At 73.8% G+C, this 16,322-nt stretch carries 16 protein-coding genes; 7 read left to right on the top strand and 9 right to left on the bottom strand.

All coding sequences use genetic code 11. The annotated features are described in order from the left end of the window. The first annotated feature begins 65 nt into the window (after positions 1 to 65). Positions 66 to 1,163, top strand: a complete 1,098-nt coding sequence (locus tag ACFY2Z_RS12400) for a PP2C family protein-serine/threonine phosphatase (RefSeq protein WP_390744131.1) — start codon at positions 66 to 68, stop codon at positions 1,161 to 1,163. Between the two features lie 123 nt (positions 1,164 to 1,286). Beyond that, the gene (locus ACFY2Z_RS12395) at positions 1,287 to 2,807 is read left to right on the top strand and encodes a hypothetical protein (protein WP_390744130.1); all 1,521 of its coding nucleotides are present in this window, start codon (positions 1,287 to 1,289) and stop codon (positions 2,805 to 2,807) included. 41 nt (positions 2,808 to 2,848) lie between these two features. Here the strand turns inward: ACFY2Z_RS12395 and ACFY2Z_RS12390 are convergent, their stop codons facing one another. Beyond that, positions 2,849 to 4,090 (bottom strand): amidohydrolase, encoded by a 1,242-nt coding sequence (locus ACFY2Z_RS12390; protein WP_390744129.1) that lies wholly within the window; start codon positions 4,088 to 4,090, stop codon positions 2,849 to 2,851. A gap of 56 nt (positions 4,091 to 4,146) precedes the next feature. Continuing rightward, positions 4,147 to 4,356: a hypothetical protein gene (locus ACFY2Z_RS12385; RefSeq protein ID WP_390744349.1), complete on the bottom strand. Its 210-nt coding sequence runs from the start codon at positions 4,354 to 4,356 to the stop codon at positions 4,147 to 4,149. A gap of 152 nt (positions 4,357 to 4,508) precedes the next feature. Here ACFY2Z_RS12385 and ACFY2Z_RS12380 point away from each other — a divergent pair, with 152 nt between their 5' ends. Continuing rightward, positions 4,509 to 5,852: a helix-turn-helix domain-containing protein gene (locus ACFY2Z_RS12380; protein WP_390744337.1), complete on the top strand. Its 1,344-nt coding sequence runs from the start codon at positions 4,509 to 4,511 to the stop codon at positions 5,850 to 5,852. A gap of 44 nt (positions 5,853 to 5,896) precedes the next feature. Here the strand turns inward: ACFY2Z_RS12380 and ACFY2Z_RS12375 are convergent, their stop codons facing one another. From ACFY2Z_RS12375 to ACFY2Z_RS12355, 5 genes are all read right to left on the bottom strand, one after another. Continuing rightward, complete coding sequence (locus ACFY2Z_RS12375) at positions 5,897 to 7,741, bottom strand: alkyl/aryl-sulfatase (protein ID WP_390744128.1); 1,845 nt, start codon at positions 7,739 to 7,741, stop codon at positions 5,897 to 5,899. A 66-nt stretch (positions 7,742 to 7,807) separates the two neighbouring features. Beyond that, positions 7,808 to 9,514, bottom strand: a complete 1,707-nt coding sequence (locus ACFY2Z_RS12370; protein WP_390744127.1) for a transglycosylase domain-containing protein — start codon at positions 9,512 to 9,514, stop codon at positions 7,808 to 7,810. Further along, a complete protein-coding gene (locus ACFY2Z_RS12365) occupies positions 9,511 to 10,233 on the bottom strand; it encodes a hypothetical protein (protein ID WP_390744126.1) in 723 nt (240 codons plus the stop codon). The genes ACFY2Z_RS12370 and ACFY2Z_RS12365 overlap by 4 nt, the downstream gene beginning before the upstream one ends. Continuing rightward, positions 10,230 to 10,856, bottom strand: coding sequence for a SigE family RNA polymerase sigma factor (locus ACFY2Z_RS12360; protein WP_390744125.1), 627 nt, complete (start codon positions 10,854 to 10,856; stop codon positions 10,230 to 10,232). Before ACFY2Z_RS12360 ends, ACFY2Z_RS12365 begins: the two co-directional genes overlap by 4 nt. A gap of 85 nt (positions 10,857 to 10,941) precedes the next feature. After that, positions 10,942 to 11,535: a hypothetical protein gene (locus tag ACFY2Z_RS12355; RefSeq protein ID WP_390744124.1), complete on the bottom strand. Its 594-nt coding sequence runs from the start codon at positions 11,533 to 11,535 to the stop codon at positions 10,942 to 10,944. Between the two features lie 640 nt (positions 11,536 to 12,175). On the opposite strand from ACFY2Z_RS12355, the gene ACFY2Z_RS12350 reads away from it, so the two are divergent. Both ACFY2Z_RS12350 and ACFY2Z_RS12345 read left to right on the top strand, forming a co-directional pair. Continuing rightward, positions 12,176 to 12,679 carry a SigE family RNA polymerase sigma factor gene (locus ACFY2Z_RS12350; protein WP_390744123.1) on the top strand — a complete coding sequence of 168 codons (504 nt, stop codon included), beginning with the start codon at positions 12,176 to 12,178 and terminating at the stop codon, positions 12,677 to 12,679. Next, on the top strand, positions 12,669 to 13,427 hold the full coding sequence (locus ACFY2Z_RS12345) for a L,D-transpeptidase family protein (RefSeq protein WP_390744122.1): 759 nt from the start codon (positions 12,669 to 12,671) through the stop codon (positions 13,425 to 13,427). Before ACFY2Z_RS12350 ends, ACFY2Z_RS12345 begins: the two co-directional genes overlap by 11 nt. Before the next feature lie 15 nt (positions 13,428 to 13,442). Here the strand turns inward: ACFY2Z_RS12345 and ACFY2Z_RS12340 are convergent, their stop codons facing one another. Continuing rightward, positions 13,443 to 13,868, bottom strand: coding sequence for a MarR family winged helix-turn-helix transcriptional regulator (locus ACFY2Z_RS12340; RefSeq protein WP_390744121.1), 426 nt, complete (start codon positions 13,866 to 13,868; stop codon positions 13,443 to 13,445). A gap of 62 nt (positions 13,869 to 13,930) precedes the next feature. Here ACFY2Z_RS12340 and ACFY2Z_RS12335 point away from each other — a divergent pair, with 62 nt between their 5' ends. Both ACFY2Z_RS12335 and ACFY2Z_RS12330 read left to right on the top strand, forming a co-directional pair. After that, positions 13,931 to 14,704 carry an alpha/beta fold hydrolase gene (locus tag ACFY2Z_RS12335; RefSeq protein WP_390744120.1) on the top strand — a complete coding sequence of 258 codons (774 nt, stop codon included), beginning with the start codon at positions 13,931 to 13,933 and terminating at the stop codon, positions 14,702 to 14,704. 70 nt (positions 14,705 to 14,774) lie between these two features. After that, the gene (locus ACFY2Z_RS12330) at positions 14,775 to 15,053 is read left to right on the top strand and encodes a ribosomal protein L7/L12 (RefSeq protein ID WP_390744119.1); all 279 of its coding nucleotides are present in this window, start codon (positions 14,775 to 14,777) and stop codon (positions 15,051 to 15,053) included. Here the strand turns inward: ACFY2Z_RS12330 and ACFY2Z_RS12325 are convergent. After that, a complete protein-coding gene (locus tag ACFY2Z_RS12325; protein WP_390744118.1) occupies positions 15,050 to 16,099 on the bottom strand; it encodes a sporulation protein in 1,050 nt (349 codons plus the stop codon). The two genes, ACFY2Z_RS12330 and ACFY2Z_RS12325, sit on opposite strands and share 4 nt — an antisense overlap. Positions 16,100 to 16,322 lie beyond the last annotated feature (223 nt).

Below are 16,322 nucleotides of genomic sequence, written 5' to 3'. Positions count from 1 at the left end.
GTGCGCGGCTGCCGCGGTCCTCGGGGGCCGACCCCCTGGCGCACGGTCGGTCGCAACTGCTGCGCGTGCGCGGGCGCACCGTCGCCTGGATTCCGCCGCTCGTCATGCTCGTCGCCATCGCCATGCTCGACTGGTTCACCGCCGGCACCTTCCGCACCATCTCCTGGGTGGTGCTGGTGCCCGGCATCGCGGCCGCGATCTGCGGGCTGTGGGGCACGATCACTGTCGCGGTCCTCGCCGTCGTCACGTACGAACTGGAGGACCGCGCCTGGCCGCACCAGTACCGCACCGGACTGCCCGATTTCATCCTCGTCGTCCTCGGCGGGCTGCTGGCCGTGCTGGCCTGCGCGGTGCGGCTGCGCGGCGAGCGGCGCATGCTGCACATGCAGGACATCGTGGAGACCACCCGGCGCGCGGTGCTGCGCCCGCTGCCGCCCGGCTGGGGCGGCCTGGACCACGCGGCGGTCTACCTCGCCGCCGACAGCCTCGCCCGCGTCGGCGGCGACTTCTACGACATCCAGCCCGGCCCCCGGGGCACCCGGGTGCTGCTCGGTGACGTCCAGGGCAAGGGCCTCGGCGCGGTCGCGGTCGCGGCGGCACTGCTCGGCACCTTCCGCGAGGCGGCCTACCACGAGCCGCTGCTCGGCACGGTCGCCGACCGGCTGGAGGTCCGGATGCGGCGGCACATCCGTTACGGTGCGGCCATCGGCCGGGACGAGGACGACCGCTTCGCGACCGCTGTGCTCTTCGGCTTCCCCCCGGACGACCCCGCGCATGTCGAGTTCATCAACTTCGGGCACGAGCCGGCGTTGGTGGTCACGCCCGGCGGGGTGCGGTCCCTGCCGTCCGGCGGACGGCTGCCGCTGGGCCTCGGCGACCTGGACGGCGGCCGGCCGTCCTGCCCGCTGCGCGTCCCCCTCGCCCCCGGCGAGACGCTGCTGCTGGTCACGGACGGGGTGTCCGAGGCCCGTGACACGACCGGATGCTTCTTCCCGCTGCGCGACCGAGTGGCCCGCGCGGTGGCCGAGGACCCGCGTGCCGCCGAGCCCGGCCGCCTGGTGCGCCTGGTCCGCGACGGCACGCTGCGGCACTGCGGGGGCCGCCTCGACGACGACACGACGATCTTCGCGCTACGGCGACCGCGCACGCCCGGCGGTATGTGAGCCTCCGCTCACCCCCCTGCCGGACAACCCGGGCCATGGACGGGCGATTGTCGTTCCTCCGTCGCAGCTTTGCAGGCGCAGCCGTTACCGTGCTGACGTACGTGATCGATCGGGGAGGGAACGATGCCCGGAACCGTGCTGCTGCTGGCGGCCTCACCCGCGGGCAAGGGGTGCCTGGTGGACGCGGCCTCCGTGCTCCCGGTGCTCGCGGCCGTCGCCCCGCCCGTGCTGTCCGGCACGGACACGGCGAACGTGGTCGAACTCGCCGACCCGCTGGAGCCGCAGGCGGTCCTCACCCGGCTGCGGGCCGCGGCGGCCGTGCCCGGCCCGCTGACGGTGTTCCTCGTCGGTCAGCTCCAGCTCGACCGCCGTGAGCACCTGCCCCATCTGGCGCTCGCCCGGACGACCTCGTCGACCGTGCGCTACACGGCCTTTCCCTGGCACTGGCTCCGGGAGGAGCTGCGGCTGCGGCCGCCCGGGCTGACGACGGTGTTCGCGGATCTGCACGCCGACGCGGAGACCTGGCGGTATCTGCGCACCCGGCCCCTGGACTGCGGCCGGTCCGTTCTTCTCCACGGCCGGGTCGCCCCGCCGCCCCCGCGCCGTGCGCTGGCCGCGCCGACCTACATGAAGGCCGTGGCGACGATCCTGCGCAGCGGCCACCGCCCGGACCCGACGACCCTGCACCACGAGGCCCTCACCCGGTCGCTCGCCGAGACGCGGGCACCGGCGGGCGCGGAACGGGACGTCGTCCTGGGTCCGGTCGTGAACTCCCCGGCCCCGTACGGTTCGTGGCACACCCCGCCTGCGGGGTACACCCCGCACTCCGGCCACCCCGCGCCCGCCACGCCCCCCGAACACCCGACGCAGGCCGCGCACCTCGCGCACCTCGCGTACCCCGAGCTCCCCGCGCAGTCCGCGTCCTCCGCGTCCTCCGCGAACCCCGCGCAGTCCCCGTCCTCCGCGTACCCCGAGCAGTCCGCGGCCCCGGCCCCCGCGCAGTCCCCGCCCCCCGGACAGCCCACCGACATCCCCCGCGGAGCCGGGCTCCCGCCCGCCCCCCGGACGTCCCCGCCCGCCGTCCGGCTCCAGGCCGTCGCCCCGCCCACGACCACCGGTGCGCCTACCGTCCCCCCGCAGGCCGGCGGCCCCGGTGCGCCCGACGCCGCCGTCCTGTCGCTCCCGGTCCCCGTCCCGTCGCACCCGGACCCGGATCCCCACACCGCGCTCGCGGCCGCCGTGCAGGACGGCAGGCACGCGGAGGCGGAGGCGCTCGCCGCGCGGTGGGAGCAGACCGCGCTGCGGGAGCACGGGGCCGGTTCCGATGAGGTGCTGCACTGGATGGAGGTCCGTGCCGACCTCGCGATGCTCGCGGGCGACCCCGGCCGCAGCTGTGAGACCTGGCTCGCGGTCGCCACCGCCCGCCTCTCGGCCGGCCAGAGGCCCGAGGACCCGGCGGTGGAGGCGGCCGTCGACCGCGCCCACCACCAGTGGGGCCGACTGCGCGACACGGGCCGGGCGCGCGAACTGGGCCCGGGACTCGCCGAGTTGCGCAAACGGGTCCCGGGACGCCGCGAAGGAGCCCTGGACCATGTCCATCGGCGCCTTCGCCGACTGGAGGCCGGGCTGCAGACCCAGCCGTGAGAGCACGGGGCACGTCCCCGCCGCTCGCCGGCCCGGCCGAGTCAGGCGACCGGCAGATACGCCAGGGCCCCCGACACCAGCGTGCGGACACCGGGCACGACGGTGGACAGGTCGGGTGCGAAGCGGGGGCTGTGGTTGCTCGGGACCGCCGCGAACTTCTCCATGAGGTCCGCGCCCTCCGCCGCCTCCCAGACGTCCGCCGGGGTGCTCGTCACGAACCAGTACGCGTACGGGATCGCGTCCACCGCCAGACGCGGAAAGTCCTCGCTGCCCATCGCCGGGCCCGGGTCGAAGACCGTGGCCGCGCCGAACACCTCCCCGTGCACGGCGGCCACCCGGCCGTCGGTCGCGGCGTCGTTGACCGTGACGGGGAAGTCGGGGCCGACGGTCACCTCGGGCTCGCGCGGGCAGCCCGCGGCCAGGCACTCGCCCGCCGCGATGCGTCGGATCGCGGCGACCATGCGGTCGCGCACCTCGGCCGACTGTGTGCGCAGATTCAGCGCGATGCGCGCCTCGGACGGAATGATGTTGTGCAGGGTGCCCGCCTCGATCCGGCCCACCGTCAGCACCGCGGAGTCGCGTGCCGCGATCTCCCGGCTGACGACGGTCTGCAGCCGGGTGACGAGATACGCGGCCGTCACCACGGGGTCCACGGTCGACTCCGGGCGGGAGCCGTGGCCGCCCCGGCCGTGCACGACGATGTCGACGTCCGTCGAGGCGGACAGGATCAGACCCGGGCGGTGCGCGTACAACCCGGCCGGACCCGGGGCCGCGTGCTGGGCGAGCAGCACATCGGGGCGCGGGAAACGCTCGTAGAGCCCGTCGGCGAGCATCGCCTGCGCGCCCTCGCCGGTCTCCTCGGCGGGCTGGCCCATGACCAGCAGCGTGCCCGACCACGCGTCACGCCCGGCGGCCAGCGCCCCGGCCGCGCCGGCCAGCCAGGTGACATGCAGATCGTGCCCGCAGGCGTGCATCACGCCGGGTGCCTCGGAGGCGTAGGGCAGGCCCGTCTCCTCGGCGACCGGCAGCGCGTCCATGTCGGCGCGCAGCAGGACGGTGGGCCCGTCGCCGTTGCGCAGCACCCCGACGACCCCGGTGCCGCCGACGCCCTCGGTGGTCTCGTACCCGGCCGTGCGCAGCCGCTCCGCGAGCAGCCCCGCGGTCCGGTGTTCGTGCCGGGACAGTTCGGGATGGCGGTGCAGATCCCGGTAGCAGTCCTCCAGCTCGGGCACGGGGAGGTCGGCGGTGAGGTCCAGCGCGGTGCGTGCGGCGGGAGTAGTCACGGAGCTCAGGGTATGCGGCGGGCGGGCCGGGCGCCGACGGGCGGCCCGGACCTGGCCTACCGGACGGGTCCCTCCTGCTGCGGGGCGCTGTGCCGGACGTGCCGGGCCGGCTCCGGCTGCGCGGCCCGTGCCGGGCCCGCGTTGGCCGCGGTGACCAGGGCGGCCACGGCGACGACGGCCGCGCCGAATCCTCTGACATGGCGTGCGCGTATGCGTCCGCGGAGTACGGAAGGGCGTCCGTGGAGCACGGAGGAGTGTCCGGGCACGGCAACCGACCTCGCAATGACAGCGGCGGATTAAGCACGTTTAACGTGCATCACAACCTAGGGGGTCGGAGGGGCCGACGGAAGTGCCCGGCTGTTGACGGGAAGTCAGAAAAAGGGCCGCCTCAACTGCGCTTACTGGCATGATTGATCGCATGGTGAAGCGGGACGACCCGGAGACCATCGGTCGCAGGGTGCAGCGGCTCCGGCGCGAACAGGGAATGACGCAGCGCCAGTTGGCCGAACCCGCTTACACGCCCGCTTACATCTCCACCCTGGAGGCCGGCCGGGTCCGCCCCTCCGACGAGGCGCTGCGGCACATCGCCGAGCGGCTCGGCGTCGCCTACGAGGAACTGGTGACCGGCCGCCCCGCCCATCTCGCCACCTCGCTGCGGCTCCGGCTGACCGACGCCCGGCGCACCCTGGCCACCGGGGAGGCCGAGGTCGCCGCCGAGCAGTACGGCGTGCTGCTGGCCGAGGCCGAGGCGCACGGGCTGGACGCCGAACAGGCCGCCGCGCTGCTCGGGCTCGGCGAGTGCGCGCTGGAGCGGGGCGATCTCGAGACGGGCCGGCGGTACTTCGAGAGGGCCGAGACATCGCTGGCCGGCACACCGCTGCCGAACCGGGTACCGGCACTGCGCGGACGCGCCGTCGCCCACTACCTCGCCGGTGAACTCCGGTACGCCTGCTATCTGCTGGAGTCCACCCTCGACGAGCTGAACCGCTCCGGACTGCACGATCCGGACGCCCTGCTGCTGCTCTACGCGAGCGCCATCGGCCCCTACATGGACATGGGCGCACAGGCCCGGGCGGCCCAGGCCGCCGAGTTCGCGCTGGCGCTCGCGCCGCAGGTGCAGGACCCCGCGCTGGTGGCCCGGATGCACCGGTCGGTCGCCCGCACGCTTCTCGCGGAGGGCCGCGTCGCCGAGGCGGACGCCAGCCTCGCCAAGGCGGCCGAGCTGTACCGGCAGCTGCAGATCCGCACCGAGCTGGCCAACTGCCACTGGATGCGCGGTTATCTCTACGCCCAGAACGGCGAACTGAGGCGAGCGGAAGCCGAGTTGCGCGAGGCGCTCGCCATGCTCGCCGAGCAGCGGGCCGCCCTGTACAGCAGCCAGGTCGCGGTGGAGCTGGCGGACGTGCTGCACCGGCGCGGGAGGTCCGAGGAGGCCGCGGAGCTGCTGCGCGGCGTCCTCGGCGACATCGGCCCCGAGCGGGGTGCCGTGCACTCGGCCGCCGCACACCGCCTGCTCGGCATCATCGCGGAGGACGCCCGCGACACGGAGACCGCGGAGGAGCACTACGTACGGGCGCTCAGCCTGCTGGAGCGGGCGGGCGCGGCGGGCGACCTGGCGGACCTGTGCCGGCTGCTGGGCGATCTGCTGCGGCGCACCGGCCGGGTGGAAGCGGCCCTGGACGCCTACCGCACGGGCCTCGGCCACCGCACCGCCCCGGGCACCACGACCCTGGGCCCGGCCCCGGCGCAGCCGCCGCTCTGAATTCCGCTGCGCACCCGCTCCGACCGCAGCCACCGGGGGGCGCCTCACGGCGTAACGATCGCGAACTCCTGATCCGGCCGCGTCACATACGAGAACAACCGCTTCAGCAGCCCCCGGTCGCCCTGTGTCTCGATGCCCGCGAGGCCGCTGCCCGTGAGCAGGCCCAGCAGTTCGGGTCGGGTCAGGGTGAGGGTCAGGCCCGCGTGCGGCTTCGGTGTGCGGTGCAGCGGCAGGCTGCGGTGCGTGAGGGCGCCGTGTTCCAGATTGAGGCGGTGCCGGCGCTGCTCGTCGATCACGATCAGATCGATGACCAGCCGTGGCTCCTTCGCCGCGCGCGGCCCGTCGATACGGACCGCGATGGCGTCGAGCAGCATGCTCACCGTGAGCGCCGACGTCATGCCGGCCGTGTCGCCGACGATGCGCGCGCTGCCCGCTCCCTCGCGCAGTTCCAGCGCGCCGGTCAGATACATGTTGCGCCAGGGCCCGTTCTCGGCCCCGTGCCCGAGCCGCACGTACACGCCCGCCAGCAGCTCCTTCGCCTCCTCGTCGGCCGGGTCGGCGAAGACGAGGTGGTTGAGCAGGGTCGCGGCGAAGCGCAGGTCACCGGAGTCGGCGTAGCGGCGGGCCGCCGCACGCATCGCCTCCGGGCCGCCCGCGACCTCCACGTACCGCCGGGCGAGGTCGGTCGGCGGATGCTCCCACAGATGCGCGGGGTTGCCGTCGTACCAGCCCAGGTAGCGCTGGCTGACGGCCTTGACGTTGTGGTTCAGGGATCCGTAGTAGCCGCGTGCGTGCCAGGCGCCCTCCAGTGCGGGCGGCAGCCGTAGCTCCTCGGCGATCTCCGCGGCCGTCAGACCGCTGTTGAGCAGCCGCAGCGTCTGGTCGTGCAGATACGCGTACAGGTCCCGCTGCTCGGCCAGCAGCCCGACCACGTTCTCGTGTCCCCAGGTCGGCCAGTGGTGCGAGGCGAAGGCCACGTCGTAGGCGTCCCCGAAGAGGTCGATGGCCTCGTCGAGGTGGCGGGACCACGCGCGGGCGTCGCGCACCGGGGCGCCCCGCGGGGTCAGGATGTTGTGCAGGGTGTGCGTGACGTTCTCGGCCAGGCACAGCGCGCGCCGCTCCGGGAAGAGGAAGTTCATCTCGGCCGGTGCCTCGGTGTCCGGGGTCAGCTGGAACACGATCGGCACCCCGTCGACGGTCTCCCGCTGCCCGGTGTGCGTGATGTCGAGGGTCGGCGGGATCAGGGTGACCGTGCCGGTGGACAGCGTCATGCCGAGGCCCGTGCCGATGTGCCCGTCGGGCGCCTTCGGCAGCCGGGTGCCGTGCATGAAGGCGGCGCGGCGGGCCATCGCGGGCCCCGCGAACACGTTCTCGCTGACCGCGTGTTCCAGGAACCCGACGGGCGCGAGCACCGGTACCCCCGTCTCCTCCTCGAGCGGCAGGACCCCCCGGGCGCCCCCGAAGTGGTCGACGTGGCAGTGGGTGTAGACGAGCCCGGTGACGGGCCGCTGTCCGCGGTGGTGCCGATACAGGGCGAGGGCGGCCGCCGCGCACTCGGCGGAGATCAGCGGATCGACGACGAGCACGCCGTCCCGGCCCTCGACCAGGGTCATGTTGGCCAGGTCGAGCCCGCGCACCTGGTACACGCCCTCGGTGACCTCGTACAGCCCCTGACGCGCGCACAGCTGCGACTGCCGCCACAGGCCGGGATGCGCGGTGTCGGGACAGTCCCCGTCGAGGAAGCCGTACGCGTCCCCGTCCCACACCACCCGCCCGTCCCCGTCCGTGACGACCCCGGGCACCAGGGCGGCGACGAAGCCGCGGTCGGCGTTCTCGAAATCGGTCCGGTCCTCGAAGGGCGGCAGACCGGCACGGGGCGCGGCGTCCATGGGGCCAGCTTCGGCGCGCCGGATGCCGGAGGCCAGCGGTGGGGGACCGTTCGGGGCGGGCGCGCGTCACCTGTCCGCCCCCGTGAGAGCCTGCCCGACCAGCGCCTTCCCGAGGGCCCCCGCGCCGGACGGCAGATGGGCCGGGGCCGGAGGGTGCCCGTCCCGGGCGGGCCGCTCGGCGAACAGGGCCGCCGTCGTGCTCAGCGCGGGGGTGGAGAGCGTCGTCCACAGGGTGCGGGCGCCGGGGCCGGTGCCCGCGCCGCCGGAGAAGCCGCCGGAGAAGCCGGCGGGCGTCGGCTCGGTCACACCCGGCGCCGGGGGGACCGCCGTCGCGTACTCGCCCCTCAGCCGGGCCGCGTAGGCCGGCACGACCGGCCGGGTGTCCGGGTGCGCCGTGTACACCGTGCGCCCGGCGCGGCTGATTCGCTCGACCGTGTACGGGGCCGCGTAGGTGCCCCGCGCCGCCATCGCCGCGTACGCCGAGGCCAGCCGCAGCGGGCTCGGGGCCGCCGTCCTCGGCAGGGAGGCCAGCGGGCCGTCCAGCTTGACTCCCGTGAACGGCGAAAGCGCGGTGCCCGCCTCCACCGCGCCCGAGAGCGCGTCGTTGAACGGCTGGTGCGCGTAGTCCGCGCCGCCGTACAGCACCCGGACCGCCCCGTCGCCGGGCACGATCCCGAGCACCGCGGCGTGCAGCCGGGCTCCCTTCGCCAGACCGGGGACGCCCTCGCCCGCCCGTTGCGCCACCGCGTCCTGCGCGGCCGGGTCGAAGGTGGTGCGCACGGTGTAGCCGTCGCGGGCCAGTTGGTCCACGGTGATACCGAGCCGGTCGGCGGCCTCCCGCTGCGCCACGTCGATCAGGTACTGGCGCTGTCCGTCCGTGTCGCCCGGCGGATAGAAGCGGAACGCCGGGAAGCGGGCCTCGGCACGCTGGCGCGCCGTGAGGGCACCGCTGTCCGCCATCGCGTCCAGCACCCACTCCCAGCGGCGGACCAGCGTCCGCGTCACCTTGGGATCGGAGCCCGCGCGCTCGTAGTAGGAGGGGATGTTGATGACGGACGCCAGCGCCGCGCCCTGACTGACCGTCAGGGCCTGGGCGTCCACACCGAAGTAGTTGCGCGCGGCGGCCTGGATGCCGGCCGCGCCCCGGCCGAAGTACACGGTGTTCAGATAGCCCTCCAGGATCTGGTCCTTGGAGCGGGTGCGGTCCAGCTTGACGGCGATCAGCGCCTCCCGGACCTTGCGGGTCAGCGACTGTTCGGGGCTGAGCAGCGCGTTCTTCACATACTGCTGGGTGATGGTGGAGCCGCCCTGCCGTTCGCCGCCGCTCAGCGTGGAGACCGCGGCGCGCAGGACGGCGCGCGGCGAGACCCCCGAATCCGTACGGAAGGAACGGTTCTCCGCGGCGATGACCGCGTCCTGCACGAGGCGCGGCACCCGGGAGAGCGGCACCTCCTGGCGGTCCACCGGACCGCGCCGGCCCAGATAGCCGCCGTGCTCGTCGACGAAGACCGTGGACTGCATCGCGGTCTCCGGGTGCGGCTCGGGGATGACCGTCCTCTCGTACGCCACCACGAGCGCACCGGCGAGCAGAAGCAGCGGCGCGAGAAGGGCGGCCCCCGCCCGCCGCAGCCGGCGGCCCCGGCCACGGCGGGCGCGCGTCGCCCGGTCGAGCCGCCGCCGGTGCCGGGCGGAGATCCGGCCGGCCCCCGTTCCCGACCTCGTGCGGGCGGCCAGGGATCGCAGGCGCGCCGCCGCGCGGCGGACCGCCGTCACCGGAGGAAGTCCGTCTGTGCGATGACGACGCTTGCCGCGTCGTACACCGTGACTCTTCGCGCGCCGCCGTCGAACGGGCCCCGGGAGGTGGAGGACGGCTTCAGTGCGGCGTACCAGGCGCCCCACCCGTGGCTGCCCGCGAGGGTGAGGGCTGTGCCCTCGACGTCGCCGTCAGCGGTCTCGATCCGTACGCGTGCCGCCTCGCCCTTGCCGTGGAAGGTGCCGAACACGAGCGCGCCGGTCTTCTCGCCGTACGTCCGCATCTCGACTCCCGCCTGGTCCATCACGATGTTGCCGTCGGTGATGTTCTGGGACTGGACTGGGAGGTCCGGCCGTTTCCAGTACAGCCCGTCCGGGGCCAGCCAGAGTTCGGTGCCCATCCCCACCGCGACCCGCTCGCCGGGCGTCACCACCCGTACCTTCCCGGCGACCACGGACGGCGACGCGGCCGCGCTCGCCGCCGGGGGCGGGACCCGGTCGGCGTCGGAGCCCGTGCCGCGCAGCGCCAGTACGGTCAGCGGCACCAGCAGCAGTCCGCACCCCGCACCGACCACGGCCGCCCGTCGCCTGCGCCGGATCCGCCGGCCCGCGCGCTCGACGGCCGCCAGCGGCGGCCGGGAGGGCGTGATCGCGTACGCGCTCTCGGCCAGCGCCTCGCGCAGCAGCCCGGCGTCGGCGGCCGCCGCGCGCGGCGGGGTCTCGGTCCTGGAGTGGTTCATCGGCGGGCTCCGGATACGGGGCGGGGACGATCGGAGGGTTCGAAGGCAGGGTGCGCGCGCAGGGCCGCGAGGCCGCGCCGGACATGGGTCTTGACCGTGCCGAGGGAGCAGCCGAGCAGCTCGGCGATCTCGGTCTCGCTGAGGTCCTCCCAGTAGCGCAGCACCAGGACGGTCCGCTGCCGGGCGGAGAGCGCGGCCAGCGCCTCCATGACCGCGGCCCGGCGCTCGACCGACTCGTCGGGTCCCGCCTGCGGCTGATGCACCCGCTCGGGCAGGAACGGCATCAGCAGATGGGCGACCCGCCTTCTGCGGATCCGGCTGAGGTTGTTGTTGACGAGGGCGCGCCGCACATAGAAGTCCACGTCGTGGAGCGGAATGCGCCCCGAGCGCGCGAACACCTTGGCCAGGGTCGTCTGCACCAGATCCTCTGCCTCGTGGAAGTCGCCGGTGAGCAGGGACGCGGTGCGCACCAGCCGGGCCCAGGACGCGGCCGCGTACGACGCGAAGTCGCCGCCCCCGACGGCCTCGGGTCTTCCGGCGACCTCGGTCCGTCCGGCGAAGTCCGTGCCACCGGCGAAGTCGGGGCTTCCGGCGGAGGCTGCGGATGTCTCGTACTGCGGCACGGGCGCGATTCCTCTGGATCGGGGATACGTGGGGGGCCGAGGAAGGCCGGTGGGCGGGGGACCGGCCGGGTCCCCCGCCCGGTGATCACGGCTTCAGCCGGGCGTAGACCTTGCCCTTGGTGTCGTAGACGGTGACCTGGGTGACGAAGTCGGGGTCGGACGTCGAGGAGTCGGAGGTGGCGTACCAGGCGCCCCACCGGTGCTCGCCGGCGAGCTGCACCAGCCGGCCGCGCACGGTCCCGGCCTTGGTCTCGACCACGACACGGGACGCGGTGGTCCTGCCGCCGGCGTAGATGCCGGAGAGATAGGCGTGGCCGTTCCCGATCTCGGCCTGCATGCCCACGCTGGGCGTGTTCAGGTCGATGTTGCCGTCGACGACGCTGCGGAACCCGGGCTCGTCCATGAAGGGCGACTTCCAGTACTTGCCCTCAGGGGTGAGCCAGACCTCGAAATCGGGGGCGGCGACGACATGCTCGCCGGGGGCGACGACACGGGGCGGCGGTGCGGTCCTCTTCGCTCCTGCCTTCTTCGCCGTCTTCACCACGGTCTTCAGCGGAACGGTCCTCGTGACCGGGCCGTGCGCCGCCGTCCCCTGCGCGGCGGCGTACGACAGCGCGGGCGTTCCGGCCGCAGCCGCGGTGACGGCCACGACGGCCAGATACTTCGGTATCCGTGTCATGAACGGGAAACTCCTTGCCTGCTACGGACCTTGTGCGGTCCGGACGGGTGCCTACGGTCGGAGAGCTCCTCTCCACCCCTGCAAACTCCCGGCGCTCTCCCCCGGGATGACACCCCGCGGGAATTCCTGATGTGACGGTGCTCCCCACCCGGGCGATGCTCCCTGCTGCGGAGTCGAAGCCCGCCGTGACGGCCTTCCTCGAACCGACCGCCGAGCCGACCGCAGTGTCCGGATGGGGGCTTCGGCCGGTCGGGCGCCGTCGCCGACACGTTCGGCCGACCGGCCGGGGCTGCCCCGGCTGCCGCCATGGGTACGGCCGTCCGGGCGCAGCCCGCGAGCCCCGCGAGCCCCGCGAGCCCCGCGAGCACCGTCAGCGCGCAGACGAGCGCGGCCGTCCGGGCGGACGCACGGCGCCGGTTCCTGGCTCTGGTGGTCACCTGTTCCTCCCTGCGGTGTGTTTCGATGTGCGGCGTACGAGACCTGTACGCACGGGGGGGACAGACGGGTTGCACGGGGCATCCGGGAATTCGGCGACCCCCCGACGGGCCGGGGGCCTTTGCGGGGGAAGGCCATGAGCGGGTACGGGGCGGGGCCATGAACGAGCACGGGGCCGGGGCATGACCGAGGACGTGGCGGGGGCATGACCGAAGAAGAGTTCGACGCTTTCTACGCCGCCGCCTTTCCCCGGCTGACCGGCCAGCTCTACGCGTTCACCGGGGACCACGGCGAGGCGCAGGACGTGGTGCAGGAGGCGTTCGTCCGCGCCTGGGACCGGCGGCGCGAGTTTCTCGCCGAGGGTGCGCCAGAGGCCTGGATACGGACCGTCGCGATGCGACTGGCGGTCAGCCGCTGGCGGCGGGCGCGACGTTGGCTTGAACTGGTGCGCCGCACTCCGCCCCCGGAGCACACGCCGGGCCCCGACCCCGAACGGGCCCTGCTCGTGGGCGCTCTGCGCAAACTGCCCGAGGCGCAGCGGATGGCCCTGGTTCTGCACCATCTGTGCGACCTGAGTGTGGAGCAGGTAGCCTCCGAAACCGGTGCTCCGGTGGGGACGGTCAAGGCCCGGCTGTCCCGTGGGCGAGCGGCGCTGGCACGGGAACTGGCCACCGGCGAGGGGGAGAGGGAGGACGACCGTGTCCGATGACCTCATCACCGGGCTGCGTGAACTGGCCGAGTCCGGGCAGATTCCGCCCCGGGTCTCCGGTGCCGAGGTCCGCCGCCGGGCGGACGTACTCCGCCGCCGCCGTGCGGCCACCGCGGCCGCGGCTGTGTCCGTCGTGACGGCTCTGGGTGTCTCGCTGCTGTTCGGCCTCACCGGCACCGACCGGCAGGAGCGGCCTTCCCCGGCCGCGCCCCCGACCAGCACCCCGAGCACCCGTGCGGAGCCCTCCGCCACGGTGTATCTGGCCAAGCGGGTCCTCCTCGTCGGCGACCGTGCGCTGTCCGTCTCCGCGGGCGCGTTCGGCACGCGTACGCCGACGGGACGGATGACGGTCACCGCCCGGCAGGACATCACGACGCTGTCCGCCGAGGACCTCCGCATCAAGGGCGGTGCCGGCGGCGCTGCCGACGTCAAGATCCCCTGGGTGATCGAGCTGCGCGCGGACGACGGCACGAGCACCTTCATCGGCGCTCTGACCTACGACTTCAAGGCGCCCGGCAACTACGACACGACGGGCGGCTGGATCGGTCTCGGACTCACGGACGCCAAGTGGCTGTACACCCGGTTGCGCGTGGGGGACGTGGTCCTCGTCGAGGACGGCGGGGGCATCCCGGAGCCGACCTCGACCTCCGCGACCGGCCTGTCGCCCGAGCCGACCACCCGCGCGTCCGAGGGGACGGGCGCACGGGTCGTGCCGTCCCCGGAGTCGGGAACGGGCGGCTCCGGCTAGGGGGCGTCCGGCGCCTCAGCGGTCCGCCCGCTCCTCCTCCGTGAGCCGGTTCAGCAGGCCGAGCAGGGTCGTCCGTTCGTCCTCGGACAGCGGCGCGAAGCATTCGGCCAGGACCTCGTCGGCGACCCGGTGTCCCGCCCTCAGGGTCTCCTCCCCGGCCGGTGTGAGGTGGTGCTCGATACGCCGGCCGTGTCCCGGCCGCCGGTCGATCAGGCCCTGGGCCGTCAGCCGCCCGGCGAGCGTGCCGAAGGCCTGCTCGCTCTGGAACGTCGCGGCCGCCAGCGACCGTGCGGTCGCGCCCGGGGTACGGCTGATCGCCCGCAGGGCGTCCCACTGCGCCAGGGTCGTCCCGATGCCGGCGAGCCGGCTGTCGAGGGCCCGGTGCTGACGGTACTGGGCCTGCTTGACGGCTCTGCCGAGGATCTGCGGTTCAGGGGCCATGGAGCCAGACTAACACCGTGACTAAGGTTGCTTATATAAACATGCTTAGTTAGTCTCGGGGCATGACCACATCTCACCCGTACGTCGTGCAGCCCGAAGTGAGCCTCACCCTCGCCGAATCCGGGACCGGACGCACCGTGCTGGTCCTGCACGGTGGCGGAGGCCCGGCCACCGTCACCGGACTCGCGGACCATCTGGCGCGGACCGCGCATGTCATCACCCCCACCCATCCCGGATGGAACGGCACACCGCGTCCCGACTGGTTCACCGGCATCGACGATCTCGCCCTGGCCTATCTCCACCTCCTGCACGACCGGGGGCTGCGCGATGTGCTGGTCGTCGGATCCTCGCTCGGCGGCTGGATCGCCGCCGAGATGGCCGTTCGCGACCAGGCGGGGATCCTCACCGGACTGGTGCTGGTGGATGCCGTCGGCGTCGCGGTCGAGGACGAACCGATCGCGGACTTCTTCGCCCTCGACGCCCGCGGCGTCGCCGAGTACGCCTATCACGACTCGGAGCGCTTCTATGTCGACCCGGCCGAGGTCCCCGCCGCGCAACTCGCCGCCCGCCAGGCCGACATGGCGGCCCTGCGCACCTTCGCGGGCGGCCCGTCCATGCACGACCCGAAGCTGCTGCGCCGCCTGGGACGCGTCCGGATCCCCGTCCTCGCGCTGTGGGGCGAGAGCGACCGCATCGTCACGCCCGCCTACGGGGCGGCCTACGCCGCCGCGTTCGGCGACGGCCGCCTCGTGGTCGTCCCCGAGGCGGGCCATCTGCCCCATATCGAGCGGCCGGAGGCCACGTTCGCCGTGATCGACGCCTTTCTCGGCGAGTGATCGACACCACATGCCCCGCGCGGCGCGGCCGACGGGACCGGGACACAGGCCGCTCCTAGGATCGCGGGCCATGGAAATAGTGGGTCTCTGCGTGCTGGGCGCGCTCCTCCTCACGACCGTCATCGGTGTCGAAGGCAGAATCCGGGGCACCGACCGTCGTGTCGCCCGGATCGAGCAGAAACTCGACCTGATCCTCGACCGGATGGGACTGGACGCGGCCGACGCCGACCTGGACGGGGTCACCGCCCTGGTGCGCGAGGGCAGGCGGATCCAGGCGATCAAGCAGTACCGCGAGGTCACCGGGGCCGGCCTGAAGGAGGCCAAGGAGGCCGTGGAGCGGATGGGTTAGTCGTCCCCGCTCTCGTCCTCCTCTCCCTCGAAGAAGTCCTCGATCTCGTCCACCGCCTCGGCCGCGACCAGTCCGCCCACGACCCCGACGGCCAGCCCCGCCGCACCCGCGGCGACCGCCGTGCCGACACCGGGTCCGGAACGATGCCCGCCGTGACGGCCGTCGTGGTGGCTTCCGTGCCGGCCCCCGTAGTGCCCGCCGTGATGGCTGTCGTGGTGGCCGGTGTACGGAGTGGGGGCGGGGGCCCCGTACATCGCCCCCGGACCGTATGCGGCCCGATGCTCGATCAGTTGGCCGATCCAGCCGTCGACCTCCGCGTACCAGTCGCGGGTGTGGACCTCGTGGTGACCGGCGGTGAAGCGGGTGAGCGCGTCATGGCCGGAGGAGAAGGGGCCGCCGCGCTTGTCGGCCTCGAGGACGATCTCCACGCCCTCGGGGGAGGCCAGGAAGGTCAGCTCGATCTCGTTCACCGCGTGTGCGTACCGCGGGGCGGGGGTGAGCTCGATCTCCTGGTGGAAGGGCAGCTGCTGGCCGGTGCCGCCGATGCGGCCGTACTCCAGATCGGCCGAGCGGAAGCCGAAGCCGAGCTGTCCGAGGGCCTCCAGAATCGCCTCCTGGACCGGCAGCGGGCGCACCGCCAGTTGGTCCAGGTCGCCCTTGTCCCTGGCGCCGGCCACCGCCAGCTCCGTGCGCACACCGAGGACGATGCCCAGCTGCTGTCCGTACAACTCGGTGATCGGGGTCTCAAGGGGCAGGGGCACGCTGAACGGGACGCAGCGCTGCTCCTCCTCGCCGAGGCGGAAGCCGCCGCCCACCGTGAACCGGGCGAAGGTGACCGCTCCCTCGCTCTCGCCCTCCTCGTGCTCGGCCTCCACCCGCGCGACCAACTCGAGCCCGATGTGCTCGATCTCCACGGCCGAACCGCCGCCGCGCAGATGCACCTGCCCGGACAGCGTCCGGCCGGGCAGCGCCGCGCCGCCGTCCAGGACCGTGTCCACCGAGGGGCCTCCCACGCCGATCGCCCCGAGCAGCCGTTTGAACACCATGGCGGTGTCGCTCCTTACCGATCGCCTTCGTCGTCCGTTCCCACCGGCCGGTGCCCGCTCGTGACGTGCGCCGGCTCGATGCCCGTTGAACCGGCCGCAAAGGTAAAGAAGTTCCCAAGCACTCGGAAGGATCCCGGAAGTCACTCGTATGGAGGACGAGTTGCGGATCACCAGGGCCGCGTGCGGCTCTGTCGGCGGCCCCGAGCCTTTACTGCGACTTTCT

Origin of the sequence: Streptomyces sp. NPDC001222, assembly GCF_042896945.1 — a bacterium.
GTDB classification, from domain to species: Bacteria; Actinomycetota; Actinomycetes; order Streptomycetales; family Streptomycetaceae; genus Streptomyces; species Streptomyces gibsoniae.
Note: the sequence above shows the minus strand (reverse complement) of the source record. Positions and strands in the feature narration are given on the sequence as shown.

Excerpts from the sequence above, each read along its gene's own strand:
- ACFY2Z_RS12375 (WP_390744128.1), bottom strand. The coding sequence starts at position 7,741 with ATGGACGCCGCGCCCCGTGCCGGTCTGCCGCCCTTCGAGGACCGGACC.
- ACFY2Z_RS12380 (WP_390744337.1), top strand. The coding sequence starts at position 4,509 with ATGGTGAAGCGGGACGACCCGGAGACCATCGGTCGCAGGGTGCAGCGG.
- ACFY2Z_RS12325 (WP_390744118.1), bottom strand. The coding sequence starts at position 16,099 with ATGGTGTTCAAACGGCTGCTCGGGGCGATCGGCGTGGGAGGCCCCTCG.
- ACFY2Z_RS12350 (WP_390744123.1), top strand. The coding sequence starts at position 12,176 with ATGACCGAAGAAGAGTTCGACGCTTTCTACGCCGCCGCCTTTCCCCGG.
- ACFY2Z_RS12395 (WP_390744130.1), top strand. The coding sequence starts at position 1,287 with ATGCCCGGAACCGTGCTGCTGCTGGCGGCCTCACCCGCGGGCAAGGGG.
- ACFY2Z_RS12335 (WP_390744120.1), top strand. The coding sequence starts at position 13,931 with ATGACCACATCTCACCCGTACGTCGTGCAGCCCGAAGTGAGCCTCACC.
- ACFY2Z_RS12330 (WP_390744119.1), top strand. The coding sequence starts at position 14,775 with ATGGAAATAGTGGGTCTCTGCGTGCTGGGCGCGCTCCTCCTCACGACC.
- ACFY2Z_RS12355 (WP_390744124.1), bottom strand. The coding sequence starts at position 11,535 with ATGACACGGATACCGAAGTATCTGGCCGTCGTGGCCGTCACCGCGGCT.
- ACFY2Z_RS12340 (WP_390744121.1), bottom strand. The coding sequence starts at position 13,868 with ATGGCCCCTGAACCGCAGATCCTCGGCAGAGCCGTCAAGCAGGCCCAG.
- ACFY2Z_RS12365 (WP_390744126.1), bottom strand. The coding sequence starts at position 10,233 with ATGAACCACTCCAGGACCGAGACCCCGCCGCGCGCGGCGGCCGCCGAC.